14 protein-coding genes and 1 tRNA gene are annotated in these 12,485 nt (G+C 37.9%); 12 read left to right on the top strand and 3 right to left on the bottom strand.

Annotated features, from left to right (window positions below):
• The first annotated feature begins 76 nt into the window (after window positions 1–76).
• From trxB to MKY13_RS16745, 7 genes are all read left to right on the top strand, one after another.
• Window positions 77–1,021, top strand: coding sequence for a thioredoxin-disulfide reductase (trxB, locus tag MKY13_RS16775; protein WP_191699530.1), 945 nt, complete (start codon window positions 77–79; stop codon window positions 1,019–1,021).
• A gap of 350 nt (window positions 1,022–1,371) precedes the next feature.
• Window positions 1,372–1,842, top strand: coding sequence for an 8-oxo-dGTP diphosphatase (locus MKY13_RS16770; RefSeq protein ID WP_339214051.1), 471 nt, complete (start codon window positions 1,372–1,374; stop codon window positions 1,840–1,842).
• A gap of 5 nt (window positions 1,843–1,847) precedes the next feature.
• Window positions 1,848–2,738 carry an RNase adapter RapZ gene (gene rapZ, locus MKY13_RS16765; protein ID WP_191699533.1) on the top strand — a complete coding sequence of 297 codons (891 nt, stop codon included), beginning with the start codon at window positions 1,848–1,850 and terminating at the stop codon, window positions 2,736–2,738.
• A 4-nt stretch (window positions 2,739–2,742) separates the two neighbouring features.
• Window positions 2,743–3,717: a YvcK family protein gene (locus tag MKY13_RS16760; RefSeq protein WP_339214048.1), complete on the top strand. Its 975-nt coding sequence runs from the start codon at window positions 2,743–2,745 to the stop codon at window positions 3,715–3,717.
• Window positions 3,718–3,765: 48 nt separating this feature from the next.
• Window positions 3,766–4,707 (top strand): DNA-binding protein WhiA, encoded by a 942-nt coding sequence (gene whiA, locus MKY13_RS16755; protein ID WP_191699535.1) that lies wholly within the window; start codon window positions 3,766–3,768, stop codon window positions 4,705–4,707.
• A 179-nt stretch (window positions 4,708–4,886) separates the two neighbouring features.
• Window positions 4,887–5,144, top strand: a complete 258-nt coding sequence (locus tag MKY13_RS16750) for an HPr family phosphocarrier protein (RefSeq protein WP_191699537.1) — start codon at window positions 4,887–4,889, stop codon at window positions 5,142–5,144.
• A 37-nt stretch (window positions 5,145–5,181) separates the two neighbouring features.
• Window positions 5,182–5,331 carry a hypothetical protein gene (locus MKY13_RS16745; RefSeq protein ID WP_339214045.1) on the top strand — a complete coding sequence of 50 codons (150 nt, stop codon included), beginning with the start codon at window positions 5,182–5,184 and terminating at the stop codon, window positions 5,329–5,331.
• A gap of 41 nt (window positions 5,332–5,372) precedes the next feature.
• Here MKY13_RS16745 and clpP read toward each other — a convergent pair whose 3' ends face one another.
• Entirely contained in the window at window positions 5,373–5,966 is a 594-nt protein-coding gene (gene clpP, locus MKY13_RS16740; RefSeq protein ID WP_191699538.1) for an ATP-dependent Clp endopeptidase proteolytic subunit ClpP, read from the bottom strand.
• A 197-nt stretch (window positions 5,967–6,163) separates the two neighbouring features.
• On the opposite strand from clpP, the gene MKY13_RS16735 reads away from it, so the two are divergent.
• The 5 genes from MKY13_RS16735 (at window position 6,164) to MKY13_RS16715 (ending at window position 10,368) form a co-directional block, all read left to right on the top strand.
• Window positions 6,164–6,235 (top strand) — tRNA-Arg (locus MKY13_RS16735).
• Between the two features lie 966 nt (window positions 6,236–7,201).
• Entirely contained in the window at window positions 7,202–7,981 is a 780-nt protein-coding gene (locus tag MKY13_RS16730) for a basic amino acid ABC transporter substrate-binding protein (protein ID WP_339214042.1), read from the top strand.
• A 29-nt stretch (window positions 7,982–8,010) separates the two neighbouring features.
• Window positions 8,011–8,712, top strand: coding sequence for an amino acid ABC transporter permease (locus MKY13_RS16725; RefSeq protein WP_191704382.1), 702 nt, complete (start codon window positions 8,011–8,013; stop codon window positions 8,710–8,712).
• Window positions 8,713–9,435 (top strand): amino acid ABC transporter ATP-binding protein, encoded by a 723-nt coding sequence (locus MKY13_RS16720; RefSeq protein ID WP_339214040.1) that lies wholly within the window; start codon window positions 8,713–8,715, stop codon window positions 9,433–9,435.
• Between the two features lie 147 nt (window positions 9,436–9,582).
• Complete coding sequence (locus tag MKY13_RS16715; protein ID WP_339214038.1) at window positions 9,583–10,368, top strand: basic amino acid ABC transporter substrate-binding protein; 786 nt, start codon at window positions 9,583–9,585, stop codon at window positions 10,366–10,368.
• A 307-nt stretch (window positions 10,369–10,675) separates the two neighbouring features.
• Here the strand turns inward: MKY13_RS16715 and MKY13_RS16710 are convergent, their stop codons facing one another.
• Window positions 10,676–10,936 (bottom strand): Parvovirus coat protein VP1-like protein, encoded by a 261-nt coding sequence (locus tag MKY13_RS16710; protein WP_339214036.1) that lies wholly within the window; start codon window positions 10,934–10,936, stop codon window positions 10,676–10,678.
• 190 nt (window positions 10,937–11,126) lie between these two features.
• A complete protein-coding gene (locus MKY13_RS16705; RefSeq protein WP_339214034.1) occupies window positions 11,127–12,374 on the bottom strand; it encodes a Zn-dependent hydrolase in 1,248 nt (415 codons plus the stop codon).
• Window positions 12,375–12,485 lie beyond the last annotated feature (111 nt).

The raw sequence follows: 12,485 nt of genomic DNA, 5'->3' as shown, positions 1-12,485 counted from the left end.
GCAGTATAGTTGTATTTATCTAAGCAATCTTATACGATAAAAATATCGTAATGGTATACGCAAGAGGAGGATCAACATGTCTGAAGAAAAAATTTATGATGTAGTAATTATCGGAGCAGGTCCGGCAGGTATGACGGCTGCGGTTTATGCATCACGCGCAAACTTAGCAACATTAATGATTGAACGTGGTATTCCTGGTGGTCAAATGGCTAGTACTGAAGAAGTGGAAAACTACCCAGGTTTCGATACAATTTTAGGACCAGAGCTATCTACAAAAATGTTCGAGCACGCGAAAAAGTTCGGTGCAGAATATGCTTACGGTGATGTGTCCGAAGTAATCGATGGTGAAGAATATAAAATTATCGTTTCAGGTAAAAAACAATACAAAACACGTACAATAATTATTACAACAGGTGCAGAATATAAAAAATTAGGCATTCCAGGTGAAACAGAGCTTGGAGGTCGTGGTGTAAGTTATTGTGCTGTATGTGATGGTGCATTCTTTAAACAAAAGAACCTAATTGTAATCGGTGGGGGCGACTCAGCTGTTGAAGAAGGTATTTATTTAACACGCTTCGCAGACAAAGTAACAATTGTTCACCGCCGTGATAAATTACGTGCTCAAAAGATTATACAAGATCGTGCATTTGCCAATGAAAAAATTGATTTCATCTGGAATACACAAGTGAAGGAAATTCATGAAGTGGACGGCAAAGTCGGTAAAGTGACATTAGTTTCAAATGTGGATGGCACTGAAAAAGAAATGCAGGCAGATGGCGTATTCGTATATGTGGGCACGCTTCCGTTGACAGCTCCTTTTGCTTCACTGAATATTTTAAATGAAGCAGGCTACATTTTAACAAATGAAAAAATGGAAACAGCTATTCCGGGTATTTATGCAGCGGGTGATGTCCGTGAGAAAATGTTGCGCCAAATTGTAACAGCTACTGGCGATGGCAGTATTGCTGCACAATCAGCCCAACATTACATCGAAGAAATAAAAGAAAAAATAAATCAATAAATCCTTAACATAAATGTAATCATCTCGTTACAAAATAAGGGTATACTAAAAGTAGAATTTGTTTTAACCCCCTTATATTTTTATCCTTAGGTTGTTTCAAGCGCGATCTGCGCTGAAACAACCTCTTTTTGTGCGGAATTATAAATACTCAGCCCTCAATCCTTTATTTACTAATGGGACAAATGGTACGAGTACTTTTACGTAATGCCTGGGACAAGGTATAATAGAAATATAAGCATTAGGAAAAGAAATTTAGCGTACAATAGCGTGAGAGACTATCTGTACTTTATGTGGATTACCTTGAAAGTCATAAATTAATATCCACAAATGAAAGAATTGAGGTGTTACGTATGCAACGTATTACAAATTTACTCGCAATAAAGGATGGCAAAGTGCTGTTGCTCCAAAAACCGAGAAGAGGTTGGTTTGTTGCACCAGGCGGCAAAATGGAGCTTGGAGAGTCCATCTATGAATCGGCTGTTCGCGAATTTCAGGAAGAAACGAATTTAAAACCTAAAAACGTTCATTTAAAAGGCATTTATACTATGGTCATAAAAAATGGTGATACAGTCGTAGATGAATGGATGCTCTATACATTTATTGCAACAGATGTTGAAGGAACACCGTTTGTGGAAACACGTGAAGGCATTTTGGACTGGTATCCAGTAGAGCAATTAAACGACCTTCCGATGGCAGCAGGTGACCGGACAAATTTATTATTTGCAACAGCAAATAAAGGAATGCAATATGGTACATTTGAGTATACAGAGGATTTTGAGCTATTAAGTGAAAACATTCAACACTCAATAGAACAAAACTAGAGGAGATGAAACAAGTGGGTAGTTCGAGCTTTACACATGAGTTAGTTATTATTACAGGAATGTCAGGTGCGGGCAAGACGGTAGCGGTTCAAAGCTTTGAAGATTTAGGCTATTACTGCGTCGATAATTTACCACCGGAACTTTTGACTACTTTTTTAGCACTAATGAAAGATTCCGAAAAGAAAATTTCACGTATCGCGGTAGTGATGGATTTACGTGGGAGAGAATTTTTTGGGTCCTTAATTGAATCGCTCGACGCGTTAATGAATGAAGAGGACATTTTACTACGGATCTTATTTTTAGAATCCGACGATGCCACTTTAGTTCGACGTTATAAAGAATCTCGTCGTTCACACCCACTTGCAACACAAGGTTTACCATTGGAAGGAATTCAACAGGAACGGGAATTACTTTCTGAGGTAAAAGGCCGTGCAAAAACAATTGTAAACACATCCAAGTTGAAACCCCGGGAATTACGCGAACGCATTGCACAGGAATTTTCAAATATGAGCAGTCCTACTTTTTCACTTAATATTATGTCATTTGGCTTTAAGCATGGCTTACCGATCGATGCTGATTTAGTATTTGATGTACGTTTCTTGAAAAATCCTTATTATGTTGAAGAATTGCGTCATAAAACCGGTCTTCAGACAGAGGTTTCTTCCTATGTGCTTGCAACAGAAGAAACACAGCAGCTCATTGCCAAGCTAACGGACTTGTTTACATTTATGATTCCGCATTATCGCAGTGAAGGAAAGTCGCAGCTAGTGATCGCATTTGGCTGTACAGGTGGACAACATCGCTCGGTAACGCTCGCTGAATACTTTGGCAAACTGTTAGCAAAAAATGACCAAGTCATCATTTCACATAGAGATATCAATCATAGAAAGGATTGATTAAATGAAGAAAAAGAGAACACGTATCGTCGTAATTGGTGGGGGCACAGGGCTTTCAACGATATTACGCGGTTTAAAGCAGCACCCATTTGATATTACAGCCATCGTTACGGTAGCAGATGACGGTGGCTCTTCTGGGCGTTTACGGGATGATTATGATATTCCGCCTCCAGGGGATGTACGGAATGTAATTGCAGCATTGTCGGATGTAGAGCCTTTAGTTGAGCAAATGTTTCAATATCGCTTTTCGCAATCCAACGACCTTGGCGGACATTCTTTAGGCAATTTAATGCTAACAGCTTTAACGGAAATTACAGGTGATTTTAACCATGCCATTGCAGAGATGAGTAAAGTTTTGAATGTGCACGGAAAAGTTATTCCTGCTGCAAATAAAAAAGTGACATTACATGCTGAATTAATGGATGGTTCAGACGTTATCGGGGAATCAAAAATCCCGTCTGGCCATGCACCAATTAAGCGTGTGTATTTAGAGCCTAGCAATTTAAAGCCGTTGCCAGCTGCTGTTCATGCAATTGAACGCGCGGATTTTATTTTGATCGGACCAGGCAGTCTTTATACGAGCATCATTCCGAACTTATTAGTTAAAGGAATTGGCCAGGCGGTAGTTCGTGCAAAAGGTGAGAAAATCTATATTGCTAATTTAATGACCCAGCAAGGTGAGACAGGTCAATATACAGCCTCACAGCATATTGAGGCCATTCATGCGCATGTAGGCGAACCGTTCATTCAATCGATACTGATTAATGAAAAAGAGCTTCCGTCGTCAATTTATGAAAACTATCGTGAAGAAAATGCCGAGCCCGTAAAATTTGATATAGATAGAATAAAAGAGATGGGCATTAATATTATTCAAAAGGAAATTGCAGTTATCCAAAATGGAACAGTACGTCATGATGCGAGTAATTTAGCGGATTGGCTGTGTGAATATACAATACTAAAACAACAAACAATGCAGTAATATTACTTGTAATCACTACATAGTTTGCTAGGAAAGGGGGAGCACATAATGTCATTTGCATCTGAAACAAAAAAGGAACTGACACAGGTTGAAGCGGATGACAGTTGTTTGAAGGCTGAAGTGTCCGCCCTTATACGAATGAATGGTTCGTTAAGCTTTGCGAATCGTCAAATAAGCTTAGATGTACAAACAGAGAATGCAGCTATAGCACGTCGACTATATATCATTGTAAAAAGGCTCTATCCATATAATGTAGAGCTTCTTGTGCGAAAAAAAATGCGCCTGAAAAAGAATAATGTGTACATATGCCGTGTTCGGGAAGGTGCCCGTGAAATATTGGATGATTTGGAAATTGTATCGAATTCTTTTGAATTTAATCATACGATTTCAAAATCTATCATTCCGAGAAACAGTGAGCGCCGTGCCTATTTACGTGGGGCATTTTTAGCAGGCGGTTCAGTCAATAACCCGGAGACTTCCTCTTATCATTTGGAAATCTATTCTTTGTATAAGGAGCACGGGGAAGCGTTGGCACAGCTGATGAATCGCTATGATCTCAATGCAAAAACAATCGAACGAAAAAAAGGCTATGTTACTTATTTAAAAGAGGCAGAAAAAATTTCGGATTTTATGAATTTAGTCGGTGCGGTACAGGCAATGCTGAAGTTTGAAGATGTACGAATCATAAGAGATATGCGTAACAGTGTAAATCGTATCGTCAACTGTGAAACGGCTAACTTAAATAAAACAATTGGCGCGGCACTGCGACAAGTTGAAAATATCCGCTATATTGATAATGCAGTGGGACTTGATCAATTACCCGAAAAACTACGAGAAATTGCCCGTCTTCGAGTCGAATATCAGGATGTCACATTAAAAGAGCTTGGAGAGATGGTATCAACAGGCGTTGTCAGTAAATCAGGCGTGAATCATCGTTTACGTAAAATCGATGATATAGCAGAAGCCCTCAGACGTGGTGAAAAAATTTAGTGGCATTGGCTACGTAGAATTTTGGAATGAAACTTACGATTTAAGTACATTTATGCTAAGGTATAGGTAATAATGGTAACGATTTCATGTGTACCGGAATCTATTATTGTTCTTTTCGAATAATTCCGATAAGATAGATAAAAGTAGCGATGAGCGGTTGTGAAAGGGAGTATATCAAGATGATCGAAAAACAAGTAGAAGTAAAGCTGAAATCCGGCTTACAGGCAAGACAAGCTGCATTATTCGTACAAGAAGCAAATCGTTTTAAAGCAGACGTTTTTTTACAAAAGGATACGAAAAAAGTAAATGCAAAGTCGATCATGGGGATTATGAGCTTAGCTGTGGCTAAAGGTACAGTTGTCACATTATGTGCTGATGGTCACGATGAAGAAAAAGCCATTAATGCTCTCCAGCTTTTAATCGAAAAAGCAAACTAACTTGAAAAGCACAACCAATTCATAGGATGAACGGGTTGTGCTTTATTTTTTTGTGGGAGTGGCTATTATTCGAGTGAAAGTGACGAATAAGCTTCCCTTTGTGGCGATTATCGTTATTAAATTGACGAATAAATTTAGACTTTTGGCTATTAAAATAGAGCAAGTGGCGGATAAAAGGATGCACTAAAAAAAGCACACAGGATTAACTCCTGCATGCTTCATATTACATTATTTATTTAATTGGTTACGCTCATAGATTTTGTCGATAAGACCATAATCTAATGCTTGCTTTGCAGTCATGAAGTTATCACGATCTGTGTCGCGCGCTAATGTTTCGTATTCTTGGCCAGTGTTTTCAGCCATAATGCGGTTTAATTTTTCGCGTAAATGTAAAATACGTTTTGCTGCGATTTCGATTTCAGTTGCTTGACCTTGTGCACCGCCAAGTGGTTGGTGAATCATTACTTCTGCGTTTGGTAATGCAATACGCTTACCTTTTGCACCAGCAGAAAGTAAGAAAGCACCCATTGATGCTGCCATACCGATACAAATTGTTGAAACGTCCGGCTTGATGAAGTTCATCGTATCATAAATAGCCATACCCGATGTGATAGAACCACCTGGTGAGTTGATGTATAGGTAGATATCTTTATCTGGATCTTCTGCTTCTAAAAACAGTAGCTGTGCAACGATTGAGTTTGCAACGTTGTCGTCAATTCCGCTACCTAATAAGATGATGCGGTCTTTTAATAAACGTGAATAAATGTCATATGCACGTTCCCCGCGATTTGTTTGTTCAATAACTGTAGGAATTAAGTTCATTGAATAATCCTCCCTTTGTTAAAGCTTTTATTCGCATTCTTATGCTGAAAAATGGAAATCATTTCAGCTGTAAACCTATCATACACGTATTAGTCAGTTATGGTCAAATATAAACTCTGACTTTTGCTATTGAAAATCTGGCGTACCATCTGTATAATGGGAAAAGTTGAACATATACTTATTTTACTTATTAATATGTCCTCGTGGTGTAATGGATAACACTTCAGATTCCGGTTCTGAGGCTGGGGGTTCGATTCCCTCCGAGGGCGTCTTTTTTATTTGCGAATAATTAAGTATTAGCGTTCTTTAATAGGATGATAAGTATTTTAATTCCATTATTTAACATTCGTTTTAGGCACTATACTATAAATTTCCGAATTCTGTATAATTTAAACGCACTTTTAAAAAATATTTAAATTCTTTAAATGAAATTTATAATTTAGACTTGAAAAAAGGAAAGATAATTAGTAAATTATTAAAGGTTATGTTCAAGCAATACTATATTATCATGTCCAATAGGACGCCATTTTACTGTTTTCATATACTTTTCTATACCAATTGTAGAAAAATAACATAATAGTTATTGCTCTACAATGGAGAATGGATTTTTTGGTAGGATAAAAGGAATCACTGTACCGATTCCTTTTATCCTTCATTCATTCTTAAACCAAGACTACTTTCGGGATTCCCGTGAAGTAGTCTTTTTTTTATACCCTAGTTTAGGGTTTATCACCTTAAATTGAGGATGATAAATAACGGAAGGAATTTCTGTTATTTCGAAAATAACATGAATAATCGTGAAAATAACGGAAGAGATTTCCGTTATTGGTCTAAAAAACATAGAATTTCAGGATTTTATTTAAAATAACGGTAAAACGTTCCCTTATTTATTCAAAAAATGAGCTACAGCATTCAAATAACGGTAAAATCTTCCCTTATTTTAGGGGGGCACTGGCAACCGCATGTTATGGTAATGAACCCAAATTTTTTAAAAAGAGAGAATAAATATACAGTGTTCATCGTATAAAGAAGATTAAAAAACAAGAATGGTATAATAATTTAATGAATAAATATTAAAAGATATGCAGATTTCTTATCAATTTTGTTATAAAAATTCATCATACTGCAATAATAATCAATTTTTTAAAAATTAAATGTTGTATATTAATTGGGGAATTAATATAATTGAACAAGATATTAATTAAAAAACTTAAAACTCCAGGAGGATATTTATAATGAACGCTAGAAAATTACTTAAATGGGCAGCCCCTTTAGCAGCAGCTTCAATGATTTTAACAGCATGTGGTGCAGATGAAAAAACATCTACAGGGGATAAAGAATATACAAAAATCGTAGCAGGTACAGAAGCGACATATGCTCCTTTTGAGTATTTGGATGATAAAGGTAATGTAGTAGGTTTAGATGCTGATATTTTAGCAGCAATCGGTGAAGAGATGGGTATCGAAACAGAGGTTAAAAATGTAGGCTGGGATTCAATGATGAGCCAAGTGACAAACGGTGAGATCGATATGGGGGCAGCAGCCATTACAATTACGGATGAGCGTAAGCAATCGTATGATTTCACAGATCCATACTATGAGGCGACATTATTAATCGTAACAAAAGAAGATTCTTCAATTGAATCTTTAGAGGATATTAAAGACAAAAAAATCTCTGTACAGATTAATACAACAGGACACAAAGCAGCACAGGACTTACAAGGTGTTTCAAGCTCAAAAATTTTAGCGTATGAAAACTTTTCAATTGCACTGACAGAAGTATTAACAGGTGCTTCAGATGCGGCGATCGGTGATAATGCTGTTATTTTAGAATACTTGGATAAAAATCCGGATTCTGGTTTAAAAGCGATTGAAGACGATTCATTTGAAAAAGATTACTTTGGCTTCATGGTAAAAAAAGGGAATACAGAGCTATTAAATATTTTAAATGAAGGTCTGGACAAAATTAAGGCTAACGGAAAATTAGCTGAAATTACAGGTACAGAAATCGAATAAGCTATATTTAATTTATTGGAGGGTTTCAGATGGAGTTTTTTGATTTTTTCCGTTGGGAAATTATCTGGAACTACCGTGAACTATATGCAAAAGGACTTTGGGCAACCATTGTTCTAACTGCATGTGGTTATATTGGTGGTATCATTTTCGGTCTGCTTTTAGGGTTAGGCCAAGTTTCGAAAAAGAAATTGATTTACTGGCCGGCTAAAATTTATGTAGACGTATTCCGTGGTACACCATTGCTAGTGCAATTATTATTAATTCACTTAGCTGTTATTCCAACTATTTTTGGTTCATCACAAGGTTGGTGGGTATCGGGTATCGTAGGATTAATTTTAAATAGCGCGGCATATAATGCGGAAATTTTCCGTGCAGGGATTCAATCGATAGACAAAGGGCAAATGGAAGCGGCAAGGTCATTAGGGTTAACGCATAGTCAGGCGATGCGCAAAGTTATATTACCTCAAGCATTCCGTCGTATGATTCCGCCATTAGGAAATGAGTTTATTGCCTTATTAAAAGATTCATCTCTTGTTACGGTTATTGCCGGTGCAGAAATATTATACGTGAGTAAAGTCGTTGCCGGAACGTATCAGCGATTCTGGGAGCCATATTTGTTTGCAGCGTTCTTATACCTTGTATTAACGTACGCAGTAACGAAGCTTGTGGCATTTATAGAAAAGCGGGTAGATATTAATTACAACCCACGTAAGAAAAAGGAGCGCGCATAAATGATTAAAGTAGAAAATTTACATAAGCATTTTGGCAAGCTCGAAGTGTTAAAGGGAATTGATTATGAAGTTCGTGAAAAAGAGGTAGTCTGTGTAATCGGGCCTTCTGGTTCAGGTAAGTCAACATTTCTTCGATGCATGAATTTACTGGAAGAAGTTACAGATGGCGCGATTTATATTGAAGGGGTCAAAATTAATGATCCGAAAACAAACATTAACGATATCCGCACAGAAGTAGGGATGGTATTCCAGCAGTTTAACTTATTCCCGCACATGTCGGTTATCGATAATATTACGATGGCACCGATGCAAATTCGTAACTTGAACAAACAAGATGCTGAGCAATTGGCAATGGAGCTACTTGATAAAGTGGGATTGCGTGAAAAAGCGGATAATTACCCGCAGCAATTATCAGGGGGGCAACAGCAGCGTGTCGCTATTGCACGTGCTTTAGCTATGAAGCCGAAAGTAATGCTATTTGATGAGCCAACTTCAGCGCTTGATCCTGAAATGGTTAAAGAGGTTTTAGAAGTAATGAAAAACCTGGCCAAAGAAGGTATGACGATGGTAGTTGTCACACATGAAATGGGCTTTGCACGCGAAGTTGGTGACCGCGTACTGTTTATGGATGGCGGATATATTGTAGAACAGGGCCATCCGGAAGAAGTATTCGGTAATCCACAAAATGAACGTACGAAGGCGTTTTTAGGGAAAGTATTATAGGGATAGAAAAAAGCTATCTTTTACTATATTAAAATATAGTGAAGATAGTTTTTTTAATACAAAATATCGGAAAATTCAAAATAAATGTTGTATTACTATATTCAATAAATGTATAATTATAACATAAAATGCATAGGGGGATTTACAATGTTAAATAAAAAATGGTTAACAATGATGCTGCTTGTAGCATTATCATTAGTTTTAACTGCATGTGGTACTGGGGATAAAGAAACTTCAGGTGCAGATGCAAATGGGAATTTTGGGAAACTATTAGTCGGTACGGAGGCAACTTTTGCACCGTTTGAATCGATGAATGACAAAGGGGAAATTGTCGGGATTGATGTAGATATTATGAATGCAATCGGTGAAGAGATGGGTTCTGAAATCGAATTTAGAAATGTCGGTTGGGAGCCGGTATTCCAACAGTTAAAGAATGGCGAGTTGGATTTAGGAGCATCAGGAATTACTATTACGGATGATCGTAAACAAACATTTGATTTCACAGATCCTTATTACGAAGCAACATTAATGATTGTTGTAAAAGAAGATTCACCAATTACGACATTGGATGAATTAAAAGATGAAAAAATCTCTGTACAAATGGGTACAACAGGTCATGAAGCGGCGAAAAAATTACTAGGTAAGACAAGTACTAAAATTTTAGCTTATGAAAACCAGCCAATTGCTTTTCAGGAAGTAATCAATGGTGCAGTAGCGGCATCGATCGGTGATAATGCCGTAGTGTTAGAGTACTTAAAGAACAATCCTGAATCAGGTTTAAAAGCAATTGAATCAGATCAGTTTGAAAAGGAATATTACGGCTTTATGGTGAAAAAGGGAAATACTGAGCTACTAAAACACCTAAATGAAGGCTTAAAGAAAATTAAAGAAAACGGTAAGCTTGCAGAAATTACAGGACAAGAAATCGACTAAGAGGGAATATAGTTTCCGCTCCCGTCAGAATTGATTTCCGTTACGGGGACGCTTTCCGGGGGCACGGCCTGAGCCTGTAGTCTCAGGCGTCGGTGCTCCTGCGGTTACTCGTCGCAAAATAAATTTTGCTGTTCCCCCAGGAGTCGCCCCTTCACTCCAATCAATTCATATTGTCTTAATAAGGGTTCTTCCCTTATCAATAATCTTGATCCTTATGTTCCCAGCTTCAGTATTTTGAACTTAATGGTTAAAGATGAATAGGCATGAACCCCTTGTAATAAAGAGGTTTCATGCCTATTTTTTATCGTTATAAAAGATTATTTTTAATTCGGATGGCATTTGAGAATAATCTTGCGTCTCTACCCATTTTAGTGGGAGCATATTTGTATTGGTTTAAACATTGCTGGAATAGCGCGTCGCAATATCTTTTATCGTAGCCGTAGTAATAGCATGCATCGTGGTGCAAACAGCAGTTATCTACTGCATTTGTTGGTGCACCGGGACCGGAACAGCCAGGACCGCAGTATCGGTAACCTGGGTAACAGAAGCCGAATGCAGGGCGTCTCATTGTTTTTATCTCCCTTCTTTTTAATAGTTACCATATAGTATGATTATCTAAATAAGAAGGGAAGGGCTAATCTATTTACTGCTAGGTGAAAACAATGAGTAATGTTTTGCTTGATGGTAGTTAAAAAAGCAGATTGGAAGAGGCGTTAGTTTAGCCTCTCATGTCCGGTTAATATTGTAGGATAGTAAAACTAATTCATACTAGCAGACTTTACGGGTAAAACTGCGCTTTCTGCGATTTTTAAAACGGCATTTACAAGGACGTCAGCACCCTTTGAGCATTCTTCATAGGAAGTGTACTCGTCTTCCCGGTGGCTATAGCCGTTTTTGCTCGGGACGAAAATCATTGTGGATGGAATATATCCGGCAATAAATTGGGCGTCATGACCGGCACCACTATACATTTGTTGGCTTGAATAGCCTAATTCTTCAACGCTTGCTGCTACGGCATTTATGACTTCCGGTGCGAAATGGACAGTGTCGCGGCTCCATAGCTTCTTATAGCTAAGCTCGCAATTTTCAATTTCCTTTGGCAGGTCAAAAATGATTTGTTCTACTTGCTGAATAACGGAAGGATCTTGATGGCGGGATTCTAACGAGAATGTTACTTTGTTTGGAATGACTGTATGAATATTCGGATAGGCGTTGATACGTCCGATTGTATAAACAAGATCATCAGGAAGCTGTTTTAGTTTGTTTTGCAGAATTGAAATAATTTGCATGGTTGCAAACATACTATCTTTTCGCATTGAAATAGGAGTTGTCCCAGCATGGTTCGATTCGCCGGTTAATGTGATGTCATAGCATACCATGCCAAGCACACCATCAACGACACCGATCTCTTTTTTGTAATGTTCGAGCACGGGACCTTGTTCAATATGAAGCTCTAAATAGGCATGAGCATCTGTTAGGCGGTTTGCGATATCACCTTCATAGCCGCTTTGTTTTAGGGCCTGTTCAAAGGTTACGCCTTCTACATCAGTGGAAGCGAGCATGTTTTCCTTTTCGAATTTTCCTGACAGAACGCCTGATGCCATTAACGAAGGCTCAAAGCGTGCGCCTTCCTCGTTTGTGAAGTTCACGATTGTGAGAGGGTGATTCAGTTCAAGGCCTGCGTCAACGATTGTTTGTACGGCCTCTAACGCAGTTAAAACACCGAGCACGCCATCAAAGCGTCCGCCTTTAATAACGGAATCCAAATGGGAGCCCATCACAATCGGTAAATGGTCGGGTTTGCCTGGCAATGTGGCGTACATTGTTCCCATATCATCTGTTGTGACAGTCATGCCAAGCTGTTCGCAAGTTTCCTTCAATTGGTTGCGGGCTAAAATATCCTCCTGGGAAAGGCTTAAACGTGTGACACCGTTATTTTCCGTAGCTCCAAATTGACTGTATAAATCAATACTGTTTTTAAGTCGTTCGCGATTCGTTTTTAACATTAGGAGTCCCCCTTTAATCCATTAATATATATACATTAGCATTTTCATATAACAAATTAATATATACCTAATGTAAAATGATACAATAATTGTATGGACGATTTGTTAATT

Source organism: Solibacillus sp. FSL W8-0372, assembly GCF_037969735.1.
GTDB classification, from domain to species: domain Bacteria; phylum Bacillota; class Bacilli; order Bacillales_A; family Planococcaceae; genus Solibacillus; species Solibacillus faecavium.
The sequence above is the reverse complement of the archived record's forward strand: the minus strand, read 5'-3'. Positions and strand labels throughout refer to the sequence as shown.

Coding starts and splice junctions, on each gene's coding strand:
- trxB (WP_191699530.1), top strand. CDS start 77: ATGTCTGAAGAAAAAATTTATGATGTAGTAATTATCGGAGCAGGTCCG.
- MKY13_RS16770 (WP_339214051.1), top strand. CDS start 1,372: ATGCAACGTATTACAAATTTACTCGCAATAAAGGATGGCAAAGTGCTG.
- rapZ (WP_191699533.1), top strand. CDS start 1,848: ATGAAACAAGTGGGTAGTTCGAGCTTTACACATGAGTTAGTTATTATT.
- MKY13_RS16760 (WP_339214048.1), top strand. CDS start 2,743: ATGAAGAAAAAGAGAACACGTATCGTCGTAATTGGTGGGGGCACAGGG.
- whiA (WP_191699535.1), top strand. CDS start 3,766: ATGTCATTTGCATCTGAAACAAAAAAGGAACTGACACAGGTTGAAGCG.
- MKY13_RS16750 (WP_191699537.1), top strand. CDS start 4,887: ATGATCGAAAAACAAGTAGAAGTAAAGCTGAAATCCGGCTTACAGGCA.
- clpP (WP_191699538.1), bottom strand. CDS start 5,966: ATGAACTTAATTCCTACAGTTATTGAACAAACAAATCGCGGGGAACGT.
- MKY13_RS16730 (WP_339214042.1), top strand. CDS start 7,202: ATGAACGCTAGAAAATTACTTAAATGGGCAGCCCCTTTAGCAGCAGCT.
- MKY13_RS16725 (WP_191704382.1), top strand. CDS start 8,011: ATGGAGTTTTTTGATTTTTTCCGTTGGGAAATTATCTGGAACTACCGT.
- MKY13_RS16720 (WP_339214040.1), top strand. CDS start 8,713: ATGATTAAAGTAGAAAATTTACATAAGCATTTTGGCAAGCTCGAAGTG.
- MKY13_RS16715 (WP_339214038.1), top strand. CDS start 9,583: ATGTTAAATAAAAAATGGTTAACAATGATGCTGCTTGTAGCATTATCA.
- MKY13_RS16710 (WP_339214036.1), bottom strand. CDS start 10,936: ATGAGACGCCCTGCATTCGGCTTCTGTTACCCAGGTTACCGATACTGC.
- MKY13_RS16705 (WP_339214034.1), bottom strand. CDS start 12,374: ATGTTAAAAACGAATCGCGAACGACTTAAAAACAGTATTGATTTATAC.